The sequence below is a fragment of the Neomesorhizobium albiziae genome (assembly GCF_900114255.1).
In the GTDB taxonomy this organism is placed as follows: domain Bacteria; phylum Pseudomonadota; class Alphaproteobacteria; order Rhizobiales; family Rhizobiaceae; genus Neomesorhizobium; species Neomesorhizobium albiziae.
The window spans coordinates 197,318-222,202 of sequence record NZ_FOSL01000007.1 but is presented as its reverse complement, the minus strand read 5'-3'; the positions used below and the strand labels follow the sequence as shown (position 1 = coordinate 222,202).

Here is a 24,885-nt window from a genome sequence, read left to right as displayed (position 1 = left end):
CGCTAAACGCCATCCACGCAATTGTTTGGGAGATCAAGCATGAAGAAACTGGCCGCACTCGCGCTTTCGGCATCGGCGCTCGCCATGTCGACCGCGCCTTCCTTTGCCGACTACACATTGAACATTCTGCACATCAACGACTGGCACAGCCGCATCGAATCGAACAACAAATTCGAATCGACCTGCTCGGCTGAGGAGGAAGGCAAGGGCGAGTGCATCGGCGGCGCGGCGCGGCTCGTCACGGCGCTCAACCAGGAGCGCGACAAGCTCAAGGGCCAGAACGTGCTGTTCCTCAGCGCCGGCGACAATTTCCAAGGCTCGCTCTTCTACACCACCTACAAGGGCCAGGCCGAGCTTGAGTTCCTCAACCAGATGAAGCCCGACGCCATGGCGCTCGGCAACCACGAATTCGACGACGGCGAGGCAGCACTGGTGCCGTTCCTCGACAAGGCGCAGTTCCCTGTGCTCGGCGCCAACGTGCATCCCAACGAAAAGTCCGGCGCCTCGGGCAAGGTCAAGTCATCGGTCGTGCTCGATGTCGGCGGCCAGAAGATCGGCGTCATCGGCGGCATTACCAACGATACGCCCGAACTCGCCTCCCCCGGCCCCAACATCGCCATCGACGACGACGTCAAGGCGATCACCGCCGAAGTGGAGAAGTTGAAGGCCGAGGGCGTCAACAAGATCATCGCCGTCACCCATATCGGCTATACCCGCGAGCGCGACGTCATCGCCAAGATTCCCGGCATCGACGTGGTGATCGGCGGCCACTCGCATTCGCTCCTGTCCAAGACCGACCCCAAGGCGGAAGGCCCCTACCCGACCATCGTCGACAATCCGGAAGGCTCGAAGGTGCCGGTGGTGCAGGCGGCCTCCTATTCGAAATATCTCGGCGAGATCAAGGTGGTTTTCGACGACAACGGCGTCGTCAAGGAAGCCACCGGCGACCCGATCTTCCTCGACAAGTCGATCACGCCCGACGCGGCCGTGCTTGCCCGCATCAAGGAACTCGGCGCGCCGATCGAGGAGCTGAAGACCAAGGAAGTCGCCGAATCCACCGACGCCATCGACGGCAGCCGCGACAACTGCCGCGCCCGCGAATGCGCGATGGGCAATTTGATCGCCGACGCCATGCTCGACCGCACCAAGGACCAGGGCGTCACCATCGCCATCCAGAACGGCGGCGGCATCCGCGCCTCGATCGACAAGGGCGTGGTGACGATGGGCGAAGTGCTGACCGTGCTGCCCTTCCAGAACACGCTGGCGACCTTCCAGCTGAAGGGCGCCGACCTCAAGGCGTCGCTGGAAAGCGGCCTGTCGGAGATCGAAGAGGCGAAGGGCAAGTTCCCGCAGGTCGCCGGCCTCAAATATTCCTTCGACAAGTCGGTGGCGCCGAATGGCGGCCGGCTGAAGTCGGTGGAGGTGATGGAAGGCGGCGCCTGGGTGCCGCTTGACGACGCCAAGACCTACTCAATCGCCACCAACAACTTCGTGCGCGCCGGCGGCGACGGCTACAAGCTGTTCGCCGAGAAGGCCGAAAAGGCCTATGACTACGGCCCGGGACTGGAGCAGCTGGTGGCCGACTATCTGAGCGCCAACCGCCCCTACACCCCGAAGCTCGACGGCCGCATCACCGAGATCGCGGCAGCTGTTCCGGCTGCACCGGCCGAGGCAGCCAAGCCCGCCGACACAGCGGCGGCGCCGGCCGCGACCGCGCCGCTACCCGAACTGCCGGCGGCATCGGGCGACATCGCCAACCAGCCGCCCAAGGTCGAAGGCGCGCCAGCAACGGCGGCAGCACCGGCAACAGCAGCGGCGCCCGCGACCGCAGCGGCGCCGGCTGCCGCAGCGGCGCCGGCCGCAGCCGCCAACCCCGGCGAACATGTGATCGCCGCCGGCGACACGCTGTGGGACATCGCCGAGAAGGTTTACGGCGATGGCGAGAAGTGGAAGCTGATTTCGGATGCCAACCCGGGCCTGCGCCCGCGCCATCTGTTTGTGGGCACGACGCTGAAGCTGCCGCCGGCAAGCTGATCGTTGCCATAGCATTCGACTGCAAGGCCCGCCCGGCCACCGGGCGGGCCTTGCGGTATTTGATAGCGTCATGACCGCGCAGCGCTTCTCGTGGCCGGGAGAGCCAATGAACACCACCGCTCGGATTGTCCTGCTCAATGGCGCCGGAAGCGCCGGAAAAACTTCCATCGCGCGGGCGCTGCAGGCGATCACCGCCTCGCCCTTCCTGCATGTGCAGATGGATACATTCATGGACATGCTGCCCGAGACCCATCATGCTCATCCCGACGGCTTCACCTACGAAACCGCGGACGAGGCGGGGCGGCGCGTGACGATCGTCAAGACGGGGCCGGTCGGGGAGACGGTCTTGCGCGGCATGCGGCACGCCGTCGCCGCCATGGCCGGGCAAGGAAACAACCTGATCGTCGACGATGTGCTTCTGGGCGACGAGAAGCGGGAATATGCCGATCTCCTCTCTCCCTTCGTGTTTCACCGCGTCGGGCTGTTTGCGCCGCTTGAAATTCTCGAAGCCCGCGAACACCGGCGCAGGGACCGCTCGATCGGGCTGGCGCGATGGCAATACGGGCTGGTTCACAAGGACATGGCCTACGATCTCGAAGTCGACACCGGCGGCGCCTCGCCTATGGAGTGCGCAGCGCTGATCAAAGAGAAGTTCGGGTTGTAGGGCAGGAACGAACTGATGGCGCCGTTCAAGGTCGATCCTGACAAGGTGCATGAATTCGCCGACGCCGATGCGTTCTACGAATGGCTGCGCCAGCATCATGGCAGCGACGACGAGGTGTGGATCAAGGTCCACAAGGCCGGTTCGGGGTTGAAGTCGATCACCCCGAAAGAAGCCATCGACGTGGTGCTGTGCTGGGGCTGGATCGACGCCATCCGCAAGGGGCTCGATGAGAAGAGCTTCCTGCAGCGCTACACGCCGCGCGGCCGAAAGAGCACCTGGAGCCAGATTAATGTCGACAATGTCGCCCGGCTGATCGGGGAGGGCCGCATGACCGAACACGGGCTCGGCCAGGTCGAGGCGGCCAAGGCCGACGGACGCTGGGACCGCGCCTACAGGATCAAGGACATGGCGATCCCCGCCGATCTGCAGGCGGCGATCGACGCGGTACCGGAAGCGAAGGCGATGCTGGCCGGGCTCAGCGCGCAGAACCGCTTCGCGCTGGCCTTCCGCACCCACAACATGAAGACGGAAGCCGGCCGCAAGAAGAAGATCGAAACCTTCGTCGAGATGCTGAGGCACGGCGAGACGATCTATCCGCAAGGGAGGAAGTGAGGGCTTGTTGGGAAATCCGCGGCAAGGGGAAAGCGAGCGTCAATCCCTGCGGCGGCAACGGCTCCGCTCGATCACATCATCACGAGGCTTCGACGGCGTTTGCCATCCTTTCGAAGGCCGAAGGACGTTGACGGGTTTGCCACAAGGAGATCAGCTTCGCCGCATTGACGTCGGGTAGAAGCATACCATCCAGTTCGGCATCGTAAGTACAGTACTCATGAATCGTGTGGTGATCACGGCGCGCATCGCCTATTGGACGGTCGCCCCGCGCAAGCTCACGGCGCTCCAGCTCGGCTAGGCTACAACGAACACCCACGAAGAAAACGTCATATCCCTGCAACAGCCGGACCATCCTTCGCATCCATTCTGGGGTTTCCATGATGTATTCGACGATTAGGCTGTTCCCAGCCTGGATGTAGGCGACAAGCGAGCGCTCGAAGCCGTCGAAGAAGGCCTCGCGCATTTCTAGCCACTTGAAATCGCCGCTGCGGATACGATCCAATGGAAGAACGCCGCTGTCGCGCAGATGATCTATCGAGATGTGCCAGAAAGGCTCTTCGGCTCTCGCTTGAACTGCACGGCAACAGACGACTTTCCGCTACTCGATGCGCCATTGAGCAGAATGACCTTGCCGACCGGTGAATTGCCGTGATGTGGCATTCGATTTGACACCGCTTTGGTTCTGGTATGCTTCACAATCGAAATGACACGTTTCTTTGCCTCCCTCAACAATCGGTGGCGGTGCAGAACTGCCCCCATCCGCCTTCTGACCTTGTCGACGACGGCACCTTCTCCGGGGCGAAGGCGGGCGGCCGCAACGATGCCCTGCGGCTAGACGCGGCATTGCATCTGAGCCTCGCATCGCTAGTTTCCCCCGCAGTGAAGGGAAGAAACGCATGAACCGTCCCGTTCAGATCGATATGGCCAAGGCAAAAGCCGTCGGCACACTGCCCGCCGGGCGTTCGCCGCTTGCGGTCAGGAAAATCGGCGTGCTGCTGGTCAATCTCGGCACCCCCGACGGCACCGACTACTGGCCGATGTGGCGTTACCTCAGGGAATTCCTGTCGGATCCGCGCGTCATCGAGCTCAACAAGGCGATCTGGTATCCGATCCTCTATGGCCTCGTGCTGACCACACGGCCGACGAAATCGGGCGCCAACTACAAGAAGATCTGGAACCGCGAGAAGAATGAATCGCCGCTCAGGACCTTTACCCGCTCGCAGTCGGAAAAGCTGGCGGCGGTGTTTGCCGGCAACCCCGAAATCGTCGTCGACTGGGGCATGCGTTACGGCACTCCGTCCATCGCCAGCGTGGTCGAGCGGATGGAGGCGCAGGGCTGCGACCGCATCCTGACAGTGCCGCTTTATCCGCAATATTCGGCGACCACGACGGCGACGGCCAACGACCAGCTGTTCCGCGCACTCATGAAGATGCGCCGCGCGCCGGCGGTGCGCAGCGTGCCGCCCTATTACGACGAGCCGGTCTATATCGATGCGCTGGCCCGCTCGATCACACGGCATCTCGCCGGCCTCGACTTCGATCCGGAGGTGGTGCTTGCCTCCTTCCACGGCATCCCGAAGCCCTATTCGGACCGCGGCGACCCCTACCGGGAGCATTGCCTGGAGACGACGCGCCTGCTGCGCGAGCGCCTGGGCTGGGACGAGAAGAAGCTGATCACGACATTCCAGTCGCGCTTCGGCGCGCAGGAATGGCTGCAGCCCTATACGGACAAAACCGTGGAGAGGCTCGCCAAGGAAGGAGTGAAGTCGATCGCCATCGTCAATCCCGGCTTCTCGTCGGACTGCATCGAGACGCTGGAGGAGATCGCCGGCGAGGTGGCAGAGATTTTCCATCATGGCGGCGGCAAGAACTTCAGCCATATCCCCTGCCTGAACGACAGCGCCGACGGCATGGCGGTGATCGAGGCGCTGGTGCGCCGCGAACTGATGGGGTGGATGTAAGAGACCCCTGGAATACGTGATGGCGGGCTGCAAATGGCAATTTCTGCGCTTCCGGTGCTCACGTACCAAAATGTACGCTGCGCTCCGGTTCTCGAAATAACCTGTTTGGTCGCTAACGCGCCCATCTTCGATTCCGCCACGCCCTGACGTATTTCCGATCTCTGAGTTGAATAACGGCTGGGATCATACAGAGAACGCTCGGATCGATTAGCGCTGCCCCTCATCCCCAGCCAGCGTCACCCAAAAAGGATGAGCAAGACTCCCGGAACCGGATGCACCCCGCAGCGTTGACCAAACACCTCGGGGGGAAACATCCATGCCGCGCCAGCTCGATCTCAGGACCGGACGTCCCGTCTGGAGCGCCTACCGCGCCCCGAAAGTTCCCGTGAGCAGGCTGGCGCGCGACGTCAAGGCCGACGTGGTGATCGTCGGCATGGGCATCAGCGGCGCCATGATGGCCGAGACGCTGACGGCGGCCGGCCGTTCCGTCGTCGTGGTCGACCGGCGCGGCCCACTGCTCGGCTCCACAATGGCCACCACCGCGCTCGTGCAGTTCGAGATCGACCAGCCGTTGACGCTGCTGTCGAAGAAGATCGGCAAGGCGAGCGCGGAGCGGGCGTGGCGGCGCTCGCGGCTTGCGGTGTTCAATCTGGCGGCGCGCATCGACGAACTGGGCATACGCTGCGATTGCGCGTGGAAACAATCGCTCTATCTCGCCGGCACGACGCTTGTGGCGGGCGCCCTGCGGGACGAGGCCGAGGCGCGCCGGCTGGCCGGCATCCATGCGGCATATCTGACTGCCGGTGAATTGAGGGATCGCTTCGGCATGGCGCGCGACGGCGCGATCCTCAGCCATGGCAACATCGCGCTCGATCCGCGCAAGCTGACCGCCGGACTGCTGCTGAAGGCGTTGGCACGCAAGGCGCGGCTTTATGCGCCGGTGGAAGCGGTGTCGTTCACCGAGAGCAGGGACGGCGTGACGGTCGCGACAAGCGAGGGACCGACCATCTCTGCCGGTTTCTTGATCCTGGCCACCGGTTACGAGCTGATGGACAAGGTGCCGACCGCAGGACATTCGATCATCTCGACATTCGCCATCGCGACCGCGCCGCAGAAGCGGTTTGACTGGAAAAACCTGCCGCTGGTGTGGGAAGCCTCCGATCCCTACCTCTATCTGCGCGCATCGGCCGATGGCCGCATCATCTGCGGCGGCGAGGACGAGGATTTCACCGACACGGACCGGCGCGATGCGCTGATCGCGCAAAAGACAGCTGCCATCGCCGCCAGGCTGAAAAAACTACTGCCCTCGATCGATGCAACGCCGCAATTCGCCTGGGCGGGATCCTTCGGCTCGTCGGGCACCGGCCTACCGCTCATCGGCAGGGTGCCGCGCCACACGAGAACCTTCGCGGTGATGGGCTATGGCGGTAACGGCATCACCTATTCGCAGATCGCGTCGGAGATCGTCAGCGCCGCAATCGCCGGCCATAAGGACGCCGACGCCGGCCTCTATGCGCTTGACGGTTGAATGCTTCGCAAAAAACATTCCGGCTTCACGCGATTGTAACGTCTGGAAATCACCCTTAAGTCTTTCTTCGGACAATCTGTGCTGGCAAGCCGCAAGCATTGCCATCCGGCTGCAACTTGAGGGAGAGCTTGATGCCGTTTTCGGGATTCGACATCGTCATACCGGTTCTGGTCGTTCTTGTTCTCGTGCTGCTGTTTGCCGGCATCAAGACGATACCGCAGGGCTACAACTACACGGTCGAGCGTTTCGGCCGCTACACCAAGACGCTGACGCCCGGCCTCAACCTCATCATCCCCTTCTTCGACCGCATCGGCGCCAAGCTGAACATGATGGAGCAAGTGCTGGACGTGCCGACGCAGGAGGTCATCACCCGCGACAACGCCATCGTGGCGGTCGATGGCGTCGCCTTCTACCAGGTGCTGAACGCGCCGCAGGCCGCCTACCAGGTGGCCGGCCTGCAGAACGCCATCCTCAACCTCACCATGACCAACATCCGCACGGTGATGGGTTCGATGGACCTCGACGAACTTCTGTCCAACCGCGACGCCATCAACGAGCGCCTGCTGCGCGTCGTCGACGAGGCGGCGCATCCCTGGGGCATCAAGGTCACCCGCGTCGAGATCAAGGATATCAACCCGCCGGCCAACCTTGTCGAATCCATGGCCCGCCAGATGATGGCGGAACGCGAAAAGCGCGCCCAGATCCTGGAGGCGGAAGGCAAGAAGCAGGCGCAGGTGCTGGAAGCCGAGGGCCGCAAGGAAGCCGCCTTCCGCGACGCGGAGGCGCGCGAACGCTCCGCCGAGGCAGAGGCCAAGGCCACCCAGGTGGTGTCGGACGCCATCGCCAAGGGCGACGTGCAGGCGCTCAACTACTTCGTCGCGCTGAAATACACCGAGGCGCTGGCCAAGGTCGGCACCGCCAACAATTCGAAGCTGGTGCTGATGCCGATGGAAGCCTCGTCGCTGATCGGCACGCTGGGCGGCATCGGCGAGATCGCCAAGGAAGTTTTCCGCGATGGCGGCACCGCCGGCGCGCAGCGCGCCTCAGCCTCGGGCCGCCCGCCCCGCACCGGACCGGAACAGGGTTAGTTAGCAGAGGCACGCCATGATCGAGCGCATCGTTTCCGAACTCGGGCCGTGGAACTGGATGGTTCTGGGCCTCGCCCTGCTGGTGCTCGAAATCATCGTTCCCGGCTTCTTCCTGCTGTGGATCGGCATCGCGGCGCTCATCACCGGCGCAGTCTCGCTACTTCTGTGGGATGCCGGCGCCTGGGTCTGGCAGGTGCAGGTGCTTCTGTTCCTGGGGCTGTCGCTGGTTGCAGCCTATCTCGGCAACAAGGTGATGGGCGGAGCCAAGGAAAAGACCGACCAGCCGCTGCTCAACCGTCGCGGCGAACAGATGATCGGCCGCATCGCGACGCTGACCGAGCCGATCACCGACGGCCGTGGCCGCATCCGCATCGGCGACACGATGTGGCGAGTTTCAGGACCCGACCTGCCTGTCGGCGCCAAGGTGCGCGTCAAGGCAGCGACCGAAACCGACCTCGAGCTGGTGGTCGAAGCGGCGTGAGCCGCAACGCCGACGCCCCCTCTCCCCGTTCTTCACGGGGAGAAGGTAAGGGTGAGGGGCCAGTGGCGGCCCAAAGGGGATAAAGGCGCTGCCCCTCATCCGCCTGCCGGCTTCTCCCCGTTTACGGGGAGAAGGAGGCTAACCTCAGGCGGCGCCGATGCGCAGCAGGTCGTGGAAATGCACGACGCCGACCGGCTTGTCGTCGTCGACGACGACCAGCGCACCGATCTTGTTTTCGTTCAGGTAGGCGATTGCCGCGCCCGCCGACATGCTCGGTTCCACCGTCTTCGGCGTCCGCGTCATGACCTCCTCGACGCAAACGTCCTTGAGGTTGCGGTGCAGGTTCCGCGCCACATCGCCATCGGTGATGATGCCGGCGAGCCGACCCTCGGCATCGACGATGACGACGCAGCCTACCTTCTTGTTGGACAGCTCCATCACCGCGTCCGGCATCTTGGTGCCGACGGCGACGAAGGGGATATCTTCGCCGGTCCGCATGATCTCGGACAGATGCGTCAACGTCGCGCCGAGCTTGCCGGCGGGGTGGAAGCCGCGGAAGTCGTCCGGCGTGAAGCCGCGTGCCTCCAAGAGGGCGATCGCCAGCGCATCGCCGATGGCGAGCTGAAGGAGCGCGGAGGTCGTAGGCGCCAATCCATGCGGGCAGGCTTCGGCGACTTTCGGCAGGGTCAGCACCACATCCGCATCGCGCGACAGTGACGAACCTTCACCCGACGTCAGGGCGATCAGCGGAATGGCGAAACGCCGCGAATAGGCGACGATGCCCTTCAACTCGGCGCTCTCGCCCGACCACGACATGGCCAGAACGACGTCGCTGCGGGTGATCATGCCGAGATCGCCATGGTTGGCCTCGGCAGGATGCACGAAAAACGCCGGCGTGCCGGTGGAGGCCAGCGTCGCGGCAATCTTCGAGCCGATATGTCCACTCTTGCCGACGCCGGTGACGATGACCCGGCCCTGGATGTTCGACAAAAGGCTGACCGCCCGCGCAAAAGGCCCGGCAAGGCCGTTGTCGAGGGCTTCGGCCAGCGCCGACAGGCCCGATTGTTCGATGACTACCGTGCGCAAGGCCGAAGCGATCGCCGCCTCCGCGTCCGCCGGTTTCTTCAAGCTACCCGCATGCATGGAGATGCGCTTAGCGCTTTCGGCCGAGTCTGTCCATTGATGATTGCGGCGTTGGGCTCCTCAACCCTCCATTAACCATCCGCATTTACGGTTCGGTAAGCATGGCGCTTGCGCGCTTTCGAACTGTCAGGTGACGATGTTTCCGGCCGGCCCAGAGAACCGAAGACGCGCGCGGCTTGCGTCGGTGCACGCCCTGCTTGTCGGGGCGGGCGTGGCCGCGCTCGTGGGCGGATGGCCGGCATTGGCGCAGGAATCCGGCATGCGCGGCGCCGTCGACGAGCAGGAAATCAACCAGGAATTGCTCCCCGGCGCGTCGATGGCGAGCGGTCGCCCCACGCTCGGTCGCGCCGCGCCGGCGCTCCAGGAAAATGCGCCTGTGCCGCCTTACCGGCCAACGACCGTCGCGGTCGACGAGCCGAGTGCGGCGGACGGGGCGCAGCCCTCGCTGTTCCAGAACAACGACGCCGCCGAGGCTGCTTTCGGGGCGGCGCCCGCGCCGGTGCCGACCATGCGCCCTTCGACCGCCAGGGAGCGCACCGAGGCAGCGCGCCAGCGCCTCGCCCAGCCGCCGCAGACACCGACGGGCCGCGTGGCCGCCGAAACGGCGACCGACGAAGACATCACGACCGGCACGGTGCGTGTCGACACGGTCGATTCCGAAATCGACCTCACCGTGGACAGGGGCGCGGAACGCGCCGAGGCGATCGAAGGCCTCGACCGCGAGCCGGAGCAAAACCCCTACGCACCGCTGGGGCTGCGGCTTGGCACCTTCATCGTCACGCCGAGCGCCGAGACCGGCATCACCGCCACCTCCAACGCCGATTCCAGCCCGGACGGCAGTTCGGCGGTGCTGTCGGAAACCATTCTGAGGCTGAACGGCGTTTCCGACTGGTCGCGCCACTCAGCCGCCTTCGAGACCTATGGCAGCCTGCGCGAATCAATCTCCGGGCAGGAGCTCGACGAGAAGGAATTCGGCATCAAGGGTTCGACGATAATCGAACTTGGCAACGAGTTCCGCGCAGTTGCCGGTGCGGGATATGTCATCAAGCCGGAATCCGCGTCGTCCCCGGTCATCATCGAGGACACCACCTCGCGGCCGATCCGCCAGATAATCGACGCCAATCTCGGCCTGGAGAAGGACGTCGGCAAATTGCGCCTCGGCATCGACGGCAATATCGAGCGCGACTGGTATGGCGACGCCGAGCTTTCGTCCGGCGGCACAGTTTCGCAGCGCGATCGCGACTCTACGCTTGCCACCCTGAACCTGCGCACCGGCTACGAGATTTCGCCGGCGCTTACGCCGTTCGTCGCGGTCGAAGTGGGCCGGCGCTTCTATGACGAGAAGCAGGACGCCAGCGGCTTCGAGCGTTCCGCGGACCGCCTCGGCGCACGCGCCGGCCTCGAATTCGACTTTGGCGAAAAGCTCTCCGGCGAATTCTCCGCCGGCTGGCTGCGCGAAAAGCTCGACGACGACCGGCTTGCCCCGGTTTCCGGCGCGACGGTGGATGCCAACATCAATTGGTCGCCGCAGCGCGGCACCAACGTTTCCCTGCTGGGCTCCACCATCATCGAAGGCACGACCACGCCCGGCGAAAGCGGCTCAATCCTCTATGCCGGCCGCCTCAACGTAGAGCGCGAGATACGCGCGAACCTCACCGCCAATGTGGCGCTTGGCGCAGCCTACCGCGACTACACCGGTTCGGACGGCCGCGACGTGATCTTTTCGGCGGAAGCGGGCGCGACCTACTGGTTCAACCGCTATTTCGGCCTGGTCGGGCGCGCCCGGCATGAGGAGCTCAACAGCAACCTGCCCGACCGCGACAGCAAGACCGACAGCGTCTTCCTCGGCGTGAAGATGCAGCGGTAGGCTGAGCCGGAACGGTCACCCCAGCCGCTGAAAATCGTCGAGCACCTCCTTCAGCACGAGGCGGGATTTCTCCACTTCCACCTGGCTCGCACCGGCGTGGCCTGCATAAACCAGCAGCGCTTTCACAGCGTCCAGCCACGGCCGCGCGCCCAGGTCGCCTCGTCGAGCGGCAACGCGGCGCGAAACGCCTGCCGGCTTTCGCCTTTGAACAGTGTCCAGGCTATCGCCAGGTCGCAGGAGGGATCGCCCACCCCGGACGTGCCGAAATCGATGACCGCCGAGAGGCGGCCGTCCTCGACCAGAAGGTTGCCCCAGGCGATGTCGCCGTGGAACCAGACCGGCGCGCCCTCCCAGCTCGCCGCCAGCGCCGCCTTCCATGCGGCGGCCGCGAGATCGGCGTCGATCTTGCCTTTCAGCGCCTCGATCGCCGCCCAGGTCTGGCTGTCATAGACGGTGAGCGGACCGCCCCGGAAGAAATTGTGATGTCCAGGCAGCGGCCCGCCGGTGGCGTCGATGCGCTGCAGGGCGACGAGGAAACCGGCCACCGCGACGGCGAACTGGCCGAGGTCGCCGATGCGCTCGTTGGTGGCGGTACTGCCTTCGATCCACCGATAGATGGACCATGCCCATGGATACCCCTCGCCCGGCCGTCCCTTGCCGACCGGCGCCGGGATGGGCAGCGGCAGATGAGGCGCCAGTTTGGGCAGCCATTCCTGTTCCTTTTCGACCTGCAAGGCATAAAAGGCGCCACTCGGCAGCCGTACCGTCATCGCATCGCCGAGATGAAAGGTGCGGTTGTCCCAGCCGCCGGCCTCCACAGGCTTGACCGGCAGGTGCTTCCACTGAGGAAACTGCGCATCGACCAGCCGCCGCGCCAGCGCCGCGTCGATCTCGATTTTCTGGGCCGGTTTTTCGACACCTGACATGAGGGATCTTTTTGCACGATCATGCGACGGTTGGCGACACAGACATCACCGCGCCACGCATCACCCGAGAGCAGCCCGACGGCAACCCCCGAAACAAGCATCAGGGACCGGTCTGGCTTCCGGCCAACGGAATCGTCTATCCTGCCGCAATGAAGATCTATCTCCTCGCCACGCTGCTGGCTGTCACCGGATGCGCGGCCGGTGCCGTTGCATTCCGCGCCGACCAGACCGGCACCACCATCAACGGATCGCTGAACGGCAAAGCGGTTGCGCTCAGGGTCGAGCCCGGCGGCGCCACCACCGGCACCATCGGCGGCCAAGCAGTCAGCGCCTGGACCGATGCCGACGGCCGCACCACCGGTACGGTCGGCGGACGCCCGTTCTCCTGCTATCGCGGCGTCTGCGCGTAACTCTCGCCTCGGTGATCGGTTTCGGGGAAAAACCTCTTTCACGTGAGGGGCCGCTAACGAGCCTTAAAGAAACTCGTGGTTCAATCGCTCCGGGACATGGGGATTTCCGGATTGGCCGAAGCTGCGATCAGCATGGCCGCATCGAGGTGGCCGTCGGCCTGGCTCAGCATCGCTTGTGGAGGCTGTGCGACCACAGCCTTCGCCATCGCGCCAGCGCTCTACATGCGCAACCTCAGCGCGTTTGCTTTGCAATTTCTGCCGGCAGCGCTGGTCCTGTCGGCCCTCGGCCTGTTGTTTGCCGCCATCGTCCAGCACCCGGCTGCACCCCTCACACAGCTGAGCGGCGTCATCAAGCGCCGTGGACGCGGCGCGCTCGGGATCGCCCTGGTGATGTGCATTGGCATGGCGGCGTTCTGGACGCTGAAATTCCATATCCCGCACGTCGTTCCGTTCTATGCTGACCCCGCCCTTGCAGAAATCGACCGCGCGCTTCACTTCGGCGATCCGTGGCGGTGGGCGCATTCCATCGCACCTGCGGCCGCGATGGGGCCCATGCTCGTCGTCTATTTCCCGTTGTGGCTGCTGGAATTCTTCGGCTGTATCGCCCTGGCCGCCTTCCACCCCAGCGATCGGCTGAGATTCACCTACCTGCTGTCATTCACCGCGACCTATGCGGGGCTGGGAATCGTGGTCGCCACTTTGGGCGCCTCTGTCGGCCCGATATTCTACGACCAGTTCTTTCCCGGCGAAGGCCGGTTCGCCGAGCTCATCCCAACGCTTAAACAGAGCCCGGCCTCCAGCTACCATTTCCTAGTCGCTGACCGGCTCTACGCCGCCTATGCTTCCGGTGCGGCGGACATCTTCGCCGGCATCTCGGCCATGCCGAGCATCCATGTGGCGGTGGCAACCCTCAATGCTCTGTTCCTGATGCAGATCAGCCGCTGGCTGGGGTTCGCGGCGTGGGCCTTCACCGCCCTTATCCTCTACGGGTCCGTCTATTTCGGCTGGCACTATGCGGTGGACGGCTACGTATCGATCGCCGCAGTCATAGCTTTCTGGAAGATTTTCCAGGCCAGAATGCGCTGACTTCTGCTCCATGAAGACGGTGATCGTTCCAAGCTGTCCGGCCAGTTGCGGATCGATCAGTTGATTCGACGCCCGGATCTGGCCGGTGGCGATAAAGTCCTGCACTTCGGTAACCACCATTGGGATGATGGTCATCCGCTTGGAGATGCAGTGATGGTGAGCATCAGGCAGGTTGCTATTGCGTAGCGAAGCTCGTACCACACCGGGTAGAGCGTGATCTCGCGTCCTATCCTTTTGCCCTGCACAAAACGCCGGATGAGAAAATCAGGAAGGATCGCTAAGACGGAGCGCAGCAGCACTTCGATCATGGCTGACGCTTTTCCACCGGCAGAACGCTTTGCGGATGGTCGTCGGGACCATCGACTTCATCCGCCGGATGCGACAGGTTGGCTATTGCCCCTTGCGGTTCCTGCGCGGGCACGTCCGGCGATGCGGGCGACCGCCGGCCGGCCATGCGGGCGAGCGACTCGGCCATGGTCGCCAGCGGCGTCCAGAAATCGGGAATGGGAACCAGAGCCAGCAACAGCGCGGCCACCCAGAACGCATTGATGTGCGTGAACAGGGCGAGCAACGCCAGCACCGCCACGAGCTCGAACTGGAGATTGTTTGTCCCGTGCGCGAGGCGCTCCGGCAGGGCGTGGAGCCAGAAATACAGGCTCCCGACGGCAAGCACGACAATTATGAGGAAGATGACCGACCCCACGAACAGATAATCGGTCTCGCCCGGCGCCGTGATAAATCCCGGCAGATAATGTGGCGCCAACGGGTGCGTCGCCACGGACATCACCGTTACTCCCTGTGAACCGTGCGAGATCGGCCTCCTCAAACCGCGACCGACGCGCAAGCCCCGGTTCTAGTTAGCCACTAATCGCAGACCGCAGCAATGGGGTCAAAAGCGGCATCCCGCCGGTCGCTCCCGCGCTACCGCTCCGACTGGCGCCGGTCGATCGGCTTCAACTCGTTGGCAAGCTTGCGGATCGTGTCGGCCACCTTGTCGTGGATATCCGGGCGCCACAGCGCGAAGGCCACGTTTGCCTCGACGAAGCCTTCCGGCGAGCCGCAGTCGAAGGTGCGGCCGCGGAAGTGGTAGCCGTAGAAATCCTGGTTCTTCTTGAGGTTCAGCATGCCATCGGTGAGCTGGATCTCGTTGCCGGCGCCACGCTCCTGCTTCTCGAGGAGGCCGAATATCTCGGGCTGCAGGATGTAGCGGCCGTTGATGTAGAGGTTGGACGGCGCGGTCCCCTGCTTCGGCTTTTCCACCATGCTGGTGATCCGGAACCCGTTGCCCGCGGTATCACCCTGGCCGACGATGCCGTATTTGTGGGTTTCGGCGGGGTCGCATTCCTGCACGCCGATGATGTTGCCGCCGGTCTGGTTGTAGAGATCGGTCATGTCCTTCATGCAGCTTGTCTCCGCCTGCATGATCATGTCGGGCAGGAGCAGCGCGAAAGGTTCGTCGCCGACGAGATCGCGCGCGCACCAGACCGCATGGCCAAGGCCCATCGGAACCTGCTGGCGGGTGTAGCTGGTCTGCCCGGGTTCCGGCTGTAGCCGTTGCAACTGGGCGAGCTGCTCGTCCTTACCCCGGGCCGCCAAGGTGTTGTAGAGTTCGAACTGGACGTCGAAATGATCTTCGATGACCGTCTTGTTGCGGCCGGTAACGAAGATGAAATGCTCGATGCCGGCTTCACGGGCCTCGTCCACCACATATTGGATGACCGGCTTGTCGACGACGGTCAGCATTTCCTTGGGGATGGCCTTGGTCGCCGGCAGGAATCGCGTGCCGAGGCCAGCCACCGGAAAAACCGCCTTGCGAACTTTCTTCATCCCCGTCTCACCCGCGAACCTGTTGTTTCACTTCCATCCATCGACATTTTCACGCCGAAATTGAAGAATATTCAACAACGGGCCGTTTCCCACCCCGACATTCGATTTATCGTCCGAAAGACATCCATGGTAAACTAATTCCTAACCGGCTTTGGCAAGAATGGTCTTCTGCTTGTTTTTTCAGGAGGGATGCATGGGCATTCAAAAGGCCAAAAACCGCATTGGAATGATGCTCGCGGCGGCGGGGTTCTCTGTCGCGTTCGCGCTTGCTGCAGGTCCGGCTTCGGCCGACGCGGGATTTCAGCAATGGGTGGCGAGTTTCCGCTCTGTAGCGGCCAAGAGCGGCGTCTCTGGCAACACCTACGACCGTGCGTTCCGCGGCATTACCGCGCCGGACCCGGAAGTGCTTGAAAAGGCCCGCTACCAGCCGGAGTTCACGGCGCCGGTATGGGATTATTTCGACAACCGCGTACACGAGAACTCGGTCGCGGTGGGCCGCGAAATGGCGCGCAAGTGGAAGCCCTGGCTCGACCGCATCGAAGCCCGCTACGGCGTCGACCGCTACATCCTGCTCTCCATCTGGTCGATGGAATCGAATTACGGCGAGATCCTCAAGAACGACAAGGTGATGCGCAACGTGGTGCGCTCGCTGGCTACACTTGCCTATGGCGACAAAAGAAGGGCGAAATTTGCCCGCACCCAGTTGATCGCCGCGCTCAAGATCCTTCAGAGCGGCGACATCGACGAAAGCCACCTGACCGGTTCGTGGGCGGGCGCCATGGGCCACACCCAGTTCATCCCCACCAGCTACCAGGCCTATGCCGTCGATGCCGATGGCAATGGCAGGCGCGACATCTGGACCTCGGTGCCCGATGCGCTGGCGACCGCCGCCAACCTGTTGCGCAAGAACGGCTGGCAGTCCGGCAAGACCTGGGGCTATGAAGTCGTGATCCCGGCCGGCAAGCTGCCAGCCGGCTCGAAGACGCTGGCGCAATGGGAAAGCCTCGGTGTGGAGCGGGCCAACGGCAAGGCCTTCAGGCGCGGCGGCGACAAGGCCGAACTGAAGGTGCCGGACGGGCGCGGCGGTCCGGCCTTCCTGATGACCAAGAACTTCTACGTGCTGAAGAACTACAACAACGCCGACAAATATGCGCTGGCCGTCGGCCTGCTCGCCGACGAGATCGCCGGCCATGGCGGCCTTGTCCAGGATTGGAAACGGCCGTTCACCAAGCTTTCGTTCGAGGAGAAGCAGGAACTGCAGCAACGGCTTTCCGCGAACGGCTATTACGATGGCAAGGCGGACGGCAAGATCGGCGACGGCTCCCGTTCGGCGATCAAGGCGTTTCAGGCGCAGATGGGCTTGACGCAGGACGGACACCCCAGCAAGGAAGTGCTAAAGTTCCTGCGTGGGCGATAAGGCGGAGTAGATGAAGGCAGGCTGGGCCAGACCATATCCATTGCGTCGCCTTGCCTGCCTGTTCCTGGCTTTCGCAATGGTCGCGACGGCGCTGGTGTTCACCGCGCCGGATTCGGCCGCGCAGGACCAGCGGCAGCAGCCGCGCCGCACCTTCATCCAGCGCCTGCTGTTCGGCAATTATTATTATTATCGCGAGCCGCCGCGCCAGGTACGCCCGGCAAGGCCGCGCAAGAAAGTCACCAAGGCGCAGCCCAAGCGTTCGAGTGAGCCGGTCGAACCCGCAATCGTGGCGGTCGAGAAGCAGCCGGACGCCAAGGTTATCCTCGTCGTCGGCGATTTCCTCGGCAGCGGCCTCGCCGAAGGCCTGACCGATGCCTACGCCCAGACGCCCGGCATCAGGGTCGTCGACCGCAGTTCCGGCTCGTCGGGCTTCGTGCGCGACGACTTCTTCAACTGGCCCGAGCAGATCGGCCCGATGGTCGAAACCGAAAAACCGGCGGCGATCGTGGTGATGCTGGGCTCGAACGACCGCCAGCAGATTCGCACCGGCGACACCCGCGCCGACAAGTTGAGCGAAGCCTGGATCAAGGAATACGAGGCGCGCGCCACGGTGTTTGCGGCAGGAGCCAGGCAGAACGACGCCCCGCTGATCTGGGTGGGAATGCCGGCCTTCAAATCCACCAGCATGACCGCCGACATGCTCGCCCTCAACGACATCTACCGGCGCGTCGCCGAAAACGCCAAGGGCGAGTTCGTCGATGTCTGGGACGGCTTTGTCGACGAGAACGGCGCCTTCGTCATGTCCGGGCCGGACATGAACGGCCAGCCGGTGCGGCTGCGTTCCAGCGACGGCATCAACGTGACCAAGGCTGGCAAGCGCAAGCTCGCCTTCTATGCCGAAAAGCCGTTAGCCAAGATTTTCGGCGACGCCAAGGCGCCGGCAATCGGCGTGCCCACACCGACCCTCCCGGAGATCACCGTCGACCCCGCGGCGATCGCCAAGATCGACCGCACCGTGCCGATTTCGTTCACCGACCCCGAACTTGACGGCGGCTCCGAGCTTCTGGGCCTCAAGGTTTCGCCGAAGCCGAAGCCGACGACGCCCGGCGAACGCCTGGCCATCGAAGGCGTCGCGTCTGACGCCACTCCCGGCCGCGCCGACGATTTTGGCGGGGGCAAAACGCCGGCAGCGGTGGCAGCCCCGGTGCTTCCCGAGCCGGAAACAACCACGGCGACAAGGCAGTAGGCATATCGTCGTCCGCCGCTTCAAGCCCTCAAGGGCAGATATCTCAGAAGCGAAGTTACTGCCGATTGCCCTGCTGCCAACTGCCTTACTTTTCCTACCTCGGCAACACCGAGCTTCCCATCAACGCCTCGTCGATAGAACGCGCCGCCTGGCGGCCCTCGCGGATCGCCCAGACGACCAGCGACTGGCCGCGGCGCACGTCGCCGGCGGCGTAAAGCCGGTCGACACTGGTCCGGTAATCGCGGTCGTTGGCCGTGACGTTGGTCGAGCGGCGATTGTCGATGCCGACCTTCATCTGGCCGTCGAGTTCGCGCACCACGCTATCGGCGAACGGTCCTGCAAAGCCGATGGCGATGAAGGCGAGATCGGCCCGGATGACGAAATCGGTGCCGGGCACCGGCTTGCGCTTCTCGTCGACCTCGCAGCAGCGCACGCCGATCAGCTCGCCTTCCTCGCCGATGAATTCCAGCGTCGCCACCTGGAATTCGCGCTCCGCGCCTTCCGCCTGGCTGGACGATGTCCGCATCTTGGTGGCCCAGTACGGCCACACCGTCAGCTTGTCTTCCTTCTCCGGCGGCTGCGGGCGGATGTCGAGCTGCGTCACCCTGACCGCGCCCTGGCGGAACGCCGTGCCTACGCAGTCGGATGCGGTGTCGCCGCCGCCGACCACCACGACATGCTTGCCGCCGGCCAGGATCGGCTCGGCGCGCCAGGCGACCGACTGGATGTCCTCGCCGCCGACGCGCTTGTTCTGCTGGACCAGATAGGGCATCGCGTCGTGGACGCCGTGCAGATCGGCGCCCGGAATACCGGCCGGCCGCGGCGTTTCGGAGCCGCCGCAATAAAGCACCGCGTCATGTTCGGCCAGCAGTTCGCTGACCTTCTTGTCGACGCCGACATTGACGCCGCAATGGAAGGTGACGCCCTCGCCGCGCATCTGCTCGACGCGCCGGTCGATATAGTGCTTTTCCATCTTGAAGTCGGGAATGCCGTAGCGCATCAGCCCGCCGGGCTTGGACTCCCGCTCGTAGACATGCACGTCGTGGCCGACGCGGCCGAGCTGCTGCGCCGCCGCCATGCCCGCCGGTCCCGAGCCGATGATGGCGACCGACTTGCCGGTCTTCTTCTCCGCCGGATACGGCCGCACATGGCCGAGCTCGTAGGCCTTGTCGGCCAGCGCCTGCTCGATGGTCTTGATTGCGACCGGAATGTCCTCAAGGTTCAGCGTGCAGGCTTCCTCGCAAGGTGCTGGGCAGATGCGGCCGGTGAACTCCGGGAAATTGTTGGTCGAATGCAGGTTGCGGATCGCGTTGTCCCAGTCCTGGTTGTAGACGAGGTCGTTCCAGTCCGGAATCTGGTTGTGGATCGGGCAGCCCGTCGGTCCATGGCAATAGGGCACGCCGCAATCCATGCAGCGCGCGGCCTGTTTCTCGACCTCCTTATCCGACATCGGCAGCGTGAATTCGCGGAAATGCCGGATGCGGTCGGAGGCCGGCTGGTACTTGTGCACCTGCCGGTCGATCTCGAGAAAACCTGTTACCTTGCCCATGTTTCGGTTCCTGTAGTCCACATGGCGGGGTTACCGCCGCACCCGTTAATCCCATCCAGTCACAATGACAACCGCCAGGGATCGGGCTTCAAAATTTGCTGCTGATCGGCAGGCGCCGGGAAGCCCCGCTTCCCGGCCGCGCTCACACGCTATTCCGCCGCGACGTTCATGCGCGCGCGCGCCATCTCTTCCAGCGCGCGTTTGTATTCCACCGGCATGATCTTGCGGAACTTCGGCCGGTAGTTGGCCCAGTCCTCGAGGATCGCCTTGCCCTTGGTCGAGCCGGTGAAGTGCACATGGTTGGAGATCAGCTGGTGCAGCCGCTCCTCGTCGTGGCTGGTCATGTCGCCGGAAACGTCGACACGGCCCTTGTGGTCGATGTCGCCGCCGTGATGGTGGAATTTCTCCAGGAGGTAATCCTCCTCCGGCACCGGTTCCAGCTCGACCATCGCCATGTTGCAGCGCATGGCGAAATCGCCTTCCTCGTCAAGCACATAGGCCACACCGCCCGACATGCCCGCCGCGAAGTTTCGGCCGGTCTGGCCGATGACCACCACCACGCCGCCGGTCATGTATTCGCAGCCATGGTCGCCGACGCCCTCGACGACGGCCGCCGCACCCGAGTTGCGCACGGCGAAACGCTCGCCGGCGACTCCACGGAAATAGCATTCGCCCTCGGTCGCGCCGTAGAGCACGGTGTTGCCGACGATGATGGAGTTCTCGGCCACGATGCGCGAGTTTTCGGGCGGACGGATGACGATGCGGCCGCCCGACAGTCCCTTGCCGACATAATCGTTGCCGTCGCCGATCAGCTCGAACGACACGCCGCGCGCCAGGAAGGCGCCGAACGACTGGCCGGCGGTGCCGGTCAGCCGCACCGAGATGGTGTCCTCACGCAGCCCCTTGTGCCTGAAGCGCCTGGCGACCTCGCCCGACAGCATGGCGCCCACCGAACGGTCGACGTTGCGGATGTCGGCCTCGATCGTCACCGGCTGGCGGGCTTCGAGCGCCGGCTTGGCCTGTTCGATCAGCTTGCGGTCGAGCACATCGTCAATCGGGTGCTTCTGCCGTTCGGTCCAGTGGATGGCCTCGCGCGGCGCATCCGGCTTGAAGAACACCTTCGAGAAGTCGAGACCCCTTGCCTTCCAGTGGTCGATCATGTCGCGCTTCTCGACGAGGTCGGTTTCGCCGATGATCTCGTCGAGATGGGTGTAGCCCATCGCCGCCAGCAGCTCGCGCACCTCTTCGGCCACGTAGAAGAAGAAGTTGATGACATGCTCGGGCGTGCCCTTGAAGCGCTTGCGCAGCACCGGGTCCTGGGTGGCGACGCCGACCGGACAGGTGTTGAGGTGGCACTTGCGCATCATGATGCAGCCGGCCGCGATCAGCGGCGCGGTCGAGAAGCCGAATTCGTCGGCGCCCAGCAACGCGCCGATGATGACGTCGCGACCGGTACGCAAGCCGCCGTCGACCTGCAGCGCCACGCGCGAGCGCAGGCCGTTCAGCACCAGCGTCTGGTGCGTCTCGGCAAGACCCATTTCCCACGGGCTGCCTGCATGCTTCAGCGAGGTCAGCGGCGACGCACCCGTGCCGCCGTCATAGCCGGAGATGGTGATGTGGTCGGCGCGCGCCTTGGCCACGCCCGCCGCCACCGTGCCGACGCCCACTTCCGAGACCAGCTTGACCGAAACGTCGGCCGCCGGGTTGACGTTCTTCAGGTCGTAGATCAGCTGCGCCAGATCTTCGATCGAATAGATGTCATGATGCGGCGGCGGCGAGATCAGGCCCACGCCCTGCGTCGAGTGCCTTGTCTTGGCGATTGTCGCGTCGACCTTGTGGCCGGGCAGCTGGCCGCCCTCGCCGGGCTTGGCGCCCTGCGCGACCTTGATCTGCATCATGTCGGAGTTGACGAGATATTCCGCCGTCACGCCGAAGCGGCCGGAAGCCACCTGCTTGATCGCCGAGCGCTCCGGGTTGGCTCCGCCGCCGGGCAGCGGCAGGTAGCGGTCCGGTTCCTCGCCGCCCTCGCCGGTGTTCGACTTGCCGCCGATCCGGTTCATGGCGATGGCGAGCGTGGTGTGGGCTTCGCGGCTGATCGAGCCGAACGACATGGCGCCGGTCGAGAACCGCTTGACGATGTCGGCCGCCGGCTCGACGCTGTCGAGCGGCACCGGCTTGCGCCCGGTCTCCTCGGCCTTCCTGATCCTGAACAGGCCGCGGATGGACTGCGCCCTCGCCGTCTCGTTGTCGAGCTCGCGGGAGTATTCTTTGAAGGTCTCCCATGAGCCCTTGCGCACGGCGTGCTGCAGGGTTGCGACGGCGTCGGGCGACCAGATGTGAGCCTCGCCGCGCATGCGGAACATGTATTCGCCGCCGACGTCGAGCGCATTCCTCAGCACCGGGTCGTCGCCGAACGCGTCGTGGTGGCGGCTCACCGTTTCGCCTGCCACTTCCTCCAGCCCGACGCCTTCGATGGTCGTCGCCGTGCCGGAGAAGTACTTGTCGACGAAATCCGTGCGCAGCCCGATCGCGTCGAAAATCTGCGCGCCGCAATAGGACTGGTAGGTCGAGATGCCCATCTTGGACATCACCTTGAGGATGCCCTTGCCGATCGACTTGATGTAGCGCGAAACCACCTCGTACTGGTCGACCTCTTCCGGCAGTTCGCGGCGCTTGTGCATGTCGAGCAGCGTGTCGAAGGCGAGATAGGGGTTGATCGCTTCGGCGCCGTAGCCGGCGAGACAGCAGAAATGATGGACCTCGCGCGGCTCGCCCGACTCCACCACCAGCCCGACGGCGGTGCGCAGGCCCTTGCGGATCAGGTGATGATGCACCGCCGCGGTGGCAAGCAGCGCCGGGATAGCGATACGGTCCGGCCCGACCTGGCGGTCTGACAGGATGATGATGTTGTAGCCGCCGGCGACCGCCGCCTCGGCACGGTCGCAGAGCCGGTCGACCGCGCCCTGCATGCCCGCAGCACCTTCCGTGGAGGCATAGGTGATGTCGATCGTCTTGGTGTCGAAACGGTCCTCAGTGTGGCCGATGGAGCGGATCTTCTCCAGATCGCCATTGGTGAGGATCGGCTGGCGCACTTCGAGGCGCTTGCGCCGCGAATTGCCGACGAGGTCGAAAATATTCGGCCGCGGCCCGATGAAGGACACCAGGCTCATCACCAGTTCCTCGCGGATCGGGTCGATCGGCGGGTTGGTGACCTGGGCGAAGTTCTGCTTGAAGTAGGTGTAGAGCAGCTTCGACTTGTCCGACATCGCCGAAATCGGCGTATCGGTGCCCATCGAGCCGACCGCTTCCTGCCCGGTCGTCGCCATCGGCGACATCAGGAGCTTGGTGTCTTCCTGCGTGTAGCCGAACGCCTGCTGGCGATCGAGCAGCGTCACGTCCTTGCGCAGCGCGCGCGGTTCGACCGGCTTCAACTCTTCCAGGATAAGCTGGGTGTTGGCGAGCCAGGTCTGGTAGGGGTGGCGCGAGGCGATCTGCGACTTGATCTCGTCGTCGGAGATGATGCGGCCCTTTTCAAGGTCGATCAAAAGCATCTTGCCGGGCTGCAGCCGCCACTTTCTGACGATCTTTTCTTCCGGCACGGTGAATGCGCCGGCCTCCGACGCCAGGATCACCCGGTCGTCGTCGGTGACGATGTAGCGCGCCGGCCTCAGGCCGTTGCGGTCGAGCGTCGCGCCGATCTGGCGCCCGTCGGTGAAGGCCACGGCGGCGGGACCGTCCCACGGCTCCATCAGCGCTGCGTGATACTCGTAGAAAGCCTTGCGGTCGGCATCCATCAGCTTGTTGCCGGCCCAGGCTTCCGGGATCAGCATCATCATCGCATGCGCGAGCTTGTAGCCGCCCTGGAACAGGAATTCGAGCGCGTTGTCGAAGCAGGCCGTGTCCGACTGGCCTTCATAGGAAATCGGCCACAGCTTGGAGATGTTGTTGCCGAACAGTTCGCTGTCGACGGACGCCTGCCTGGCCGCCATCCAGTTGTTGTTGCCGCGCACCGTGTTGATTTCGCCGTTGTGGGCGACCATGCGGTAGGGATGCGCCAGCTTCCACGACGGGAAGGTGTTGGTGGAAAAACGCTGGTGGACGAGGATCAGCGCCGTCTCGAAACGCGGATCGGTGAGATCCTTGTAGTAGGCGCCGACCTGGTAGGCCAGGAACATGCCCTTGTAGACGATGGTGCGCGCCGACAGCGACACGCAGTAGGCGCCGATATCGCGGTTGTTGTTTTCCGCATAGAAGCGACCGGAGATGACCTTGCGCAGCAGGTAGAGCCGCGCCTCATATTCCTCGTCGTCGTCGATGTCTGGCGTGCGGCCGATGAACACCTGGCGATGATGAGGCTCCGCCGCGGCGATATCGGGCGCCTTCGACAGCGAGGAGTTGTCGACGGGCACGTCGCGGAAACCGATCAGCGGCAGGCCTTCGGACTGCGCCGATTCACGGATGATCTCGTCAATATGGGCGCGCAGTTCGGCATCGCGCGGCATGAACCAGTGGCCGACGCCGTATTGCCCGGCCGGCGGCAACTCGATGCCCTGCCCGGCCATTTCCTCGCGGAAGAAGCGATCGGGGATCTGCACCAGGACGCCGGCGCCGTCACCCATCAGCGGGTCGGCGCCCACGGCGCCGCGATGCGTGAGGTTCTCCAGCATCGCCAGGCCGTCCTTGACGATCTGGTGCGACTTCACGCCCTTCATCTGCGCGATGAAGCCGACGCCGCAGGCGTCATGCTCGTTGCGCGGATCGTAAAGGCCCTGGGCCTGCGGCGCGTTGCCGGTAGCGGGATTGGCGGCGCGTTTGACGGAAGCCGCTTTCGTCTGCACGGCCGGCATTGCTGCAGTCGTTACAGATGGCGTCATCTCCGTCATCGTCTTTCCTCCGTTCACATTCCCTTTCGGGCGTTCCATCCTTCAGGCAGGCCGCAACAGGCGCCAGCCAGCATACGTCACGCTTCATGTCTTGCGAAAGCTTGGCGGACCGCACCGAACGAACCGGGCATCCTGCCAGCCACCGCTCGCAGCGAAGGCCGTA

18 protein-coding genes and 2 pseudogenes are annotated in these 24,885 nt (G+C 64.2%); 12 read left to right on the top strand and 8 right to left on the bottom strand.

What is annotated here, in order from left to right:
• The first annotated feature begins 39 nt into the window (after positions 1–39).
• The 3 genes from F3H98_RS14180 to F3H98_RS14170 all read left to right on the top strand — a co-directional run bounded on the left by F3H98_RS14180 (position 40) and on the right by F3H98_RS14170 (position 3,310).
• Positions 40–2,034 carry a 5'-nucleotidase C-terminal domain-containing protein gene (locus F3H98_RS14180; RefSeq protein ID WP_149760792.1) on the top strand — a complete coding sequence of 665 codons (1,995 nt, stop codon included), beginning with the start codon at positions 40–42 and terminating at the stop codon, positions 2,032–2,034.
• A gap of 106 nt (positions 2,035–2,140) precedes the next feature.
• Entirely contained in the window at positions 2,141–2,698 is a 558-nt protein-coding gene (locus tag F3H98_RS14175; RefSeq protein ID WP_149760791.1) for a chloramphenicol phosphotransferase CPT family protein, read from the top strand.
• A gap of 15 nt (positions 2,699–2,713) precedes the next feature.
• Complete coding sequence (locus F3H98_RS14170; RefSeq protein WP_149760790.1) at positions 2,714–3,310, top strand: YdeI/OmpD-associated family protein; 597 nt, start codon at positions 2,714–2,716, stop codon at positions 3,308–3,310.
• A gap of 79 nt (positions 3,311–3,389) precedes the next feature.
• Here the strand turns inward: F3H98_RS14170 and F3H98_RS14165 are convergent, their stop codons facing one another.
• Positions 3,390–3,836 carry a phosphotransferase-like protein gene (locus tag F3H98_RS14165; protein WP_244621725.1) on the bottom strand — a complete coding sequence of 149 codons (447 nt, stop codon included), beginning with the start codon at positions 3,834–3,836 and terminating at the stop codon, positions 3,390–3,392.
• A gap of 370 nt (positions 3,837–4,206) precedes the next feature.
• On the opposite strand from F3H98_RS14165, the gene hemH reads away from it, so the two are divergent.
• The 4 genes from hemH (at position 4,207) to F3H98_RS14145 (ending at position 8,368) form a co-directional block, all read left to right on the top strand.
• On the top strand, positions 4,207–5,271 hold the full coding sequence (gene hemH, locus F3H98_RS14160) for a ferrochelatase (RefSeq protein WP_149760789.1): 1,065 nt from the start codon (positions 4,207–4,209) through the stop codon (positions 5,269–5,271).
• Between the two features lie 316 nt (positions 5,272–5,587).
• On the top strand, positions 5,588–6,799 hold the full coding sequence (locus tag F3H98_RS14155) for an NAD(P)/FAD-dependent oxidoreductase (protein ID WP_149760788.1): 1,212 nt from the start codon (positions 5,588–5,590) through the stop codon (positions 6,797–6,799).
• 131 nt (positions 6,800–6,930) lie between these two features.
• Positions 6,931–7,887 carry an SPFH domain-containing protein gene (locus F3H98_RS14150; protein ID WP_149760787.1) on the top strand — a complete coding sequence of 319 codons (957 nt, stop codon included), beginning with the start codon at positions 6,931–6,933 and terminating at the stop codon, positions 7,885–7,887.
• A gap of 16 nt (positions 7,888–7,903) precedes the next feature.
• On the top strand, positions 7,904–8,368 hold the full coding sequence (locus F3H98_RS14145) for an NfeD family protein (protein WP_149760786.1): 465 nt from the start codon (positions 7,904–7,906) through the stop codon (positions 8,366–8,368).
• A gap of 144 nt (positions 8,369–8,512) precedes the next feature.
• Here the strand turns inward: F3H98_RS14145 and F3H98_RS14140 are convergent, their stop codons facing one another.
• Positions 8,513–9,511: a KpsF/GutQ family sugar-phosphate isomerase gene (locus F3H98_RS14140; RefSeq protein WP_149760785.1), complete on the bottom strand. Its 999-nt coding sequence runs from the start codon at positions 9,509–9,511 to the stop codon at positions 8,513–8,515.
• A 184-nt stretch (positions 9,512–9,695) separates the two neighbouring features.
• Here F3H98_RS14140 and F3H98_RS14135 point away from each other — a divergent pair, with 184 nt between their 5' ends.
• Complete coding sequence (locus F3H98_RS14135) at positions 9,696–11,378, top strand: outer membrane beta-barrel protein (RefSeq protein WP_244621721.1); 1,683 nt, start codon at positions 9,696–9,698, stop codon at positions 11,376–11,378.
• A 15-nt stretch (positions 11,379–11,393) separates the two neighbouring features.
• Here F3H98_RS14135 and F3H98_RS14130 read toward each other — a convergent pair.
• Positions 11,394–12,304 (bottom strand): annotated as a pseudogene (locus F3H98_RS14130) (aminoglycoside phosphotransferase family protein).
• An 11-nt stretch (positions 12,305–12,315) separates the two neighbouring features.
• Between F3H98_RS14130 and F3H98_RS14125 the strand changes: the two are divergent.
• Positions 12,316–12,714 carry a hypothetical protein gene (locus tag F3H98_RS14125; protein WP_149760784.1) on the top strand — a complete coding sequence of 133 codons (399 nt, stop codon included), beginning with the start codon at positions 12,316–12,318 and terminating at the stop codon, positions 12,712–12,714.
• A gap of 111 nt (positions 12,715–12,825) precedes the next feature.
• The gene (locus F3H98_RS14120) at positions 12,826–13,800 is read left to right on the top strand and encodes a phosphatase PAP2 family protein (RefSeq protein ID WP_188130425.1); all 975 of its coding nucleotides are present in this window, start codon (positions 12,826–12,828) and stop codon (positions 13,798–13,800) included.
• A gap of 149 nt (positions 13,801–13,949) precedes the next feature.
• On the opposite strand, the pseudogene F3H98_RS14115 reads toward F3H98_RS14120, so the two are convergent.
• The 3 genes and pseudogenes from F3H98_RS14115 to galU form a co-directional block, all read right to left on the bottom strand.
• Positions 13,950–14,108, bottom strand: a pseudogene (locus F3H98_RS14115) (HlyD family secretion protein); the annotation flags it as partial.
• A complete protein-coding gene (locus F3H98_RS14110; RefSeq protein ID WP_149760782.1) occupies positions 14,105–14,584 on the bottom strand; it encodes a hypothetical protein in 480 nt (159 codons plus the stop codon). The pseudogene F3H98_RS14115 and the gene F3H98_RS14110, both read right to left, overlap by 4 nt.
• Positions 14,585–14,721: 137 nt before the next feature.
• Entirely contained in the window at positions 14,722–15,627 is a 906-nt protein-coding gene (galU, locus tag F3H98_RS14105; protein WP_149760781.1) for a UTP--glucose-1-phosphate uridylyltransferase GalU, read from the bottom strand.
• A 226-nt stretch (positions 15,628–15,853) separates the two neighbouring features.
• Between galU and F3H98_RS14100 the strand changes: the two genes are divergently transcribed.
• Together F3H98_RS14100 and F3H98_RS14095 are read left to right on the top strand one after the other, a co-directional pair.
• Positions 15,854–17,044 carry a lytic murein transglycosylase gene (locus tag F3H98_RS14100; RefSeq protein ID WP_425294846.1) on the top strand — a complete coding sequence of 397 codons (1,191 nt, stop codon included), beginning with the start codon at positions 15,854–15,856 and terminating at the stop codon, positions 17,042–17,044.
• Positions 17,045–17,054: 10 nt separating this feature from the next.
• Entirely contained in the window at positions 17,055–18,290 is a 1,236-nt protein-coding gene (locus F3H98_RS14095) for an SGNH/GDSL hydrolase family protein (protein ID WP_149760779.1), read from the top strand.
• 94 nt (positions 18,291–18,384) lie between these two features.
• Here F3H98_RS14095 and F3H98_RS14090 read toward each other — a convergent pair whose 3' ends face one another.
• Both F3H98_RS14090 and gltB read right to left on the bottom strand, forming a co-directional pair.
• The gene (locus F3H98_RS14090; RefSeq protein WP_149760778.1) at positions 18,385–19,839 is read right to left on the bottom strand and encodes a glutamate synthase subunit beta; all 1,455 of its coding nucleotides are present in this window, start codon (positions 19,837–19,839) and stop codon (positions 18,385–18,387) included.
• 149 nt (positions 19,840–19,988) lie between these two features.
• Positions 19,989–24,722: a glutamate synthase large subunit gene (gene gltB / locus F3H98_RS14085; protein WP_149760777.1), complete on the bottom strand. Its 4,734-nt coding sequence runs from the start codon at positions 24,720–24,722 to the stop codon at positions 19,989–19,991.
• Positions 24,723–24,885: the final 163 nt, after the last annotated feature.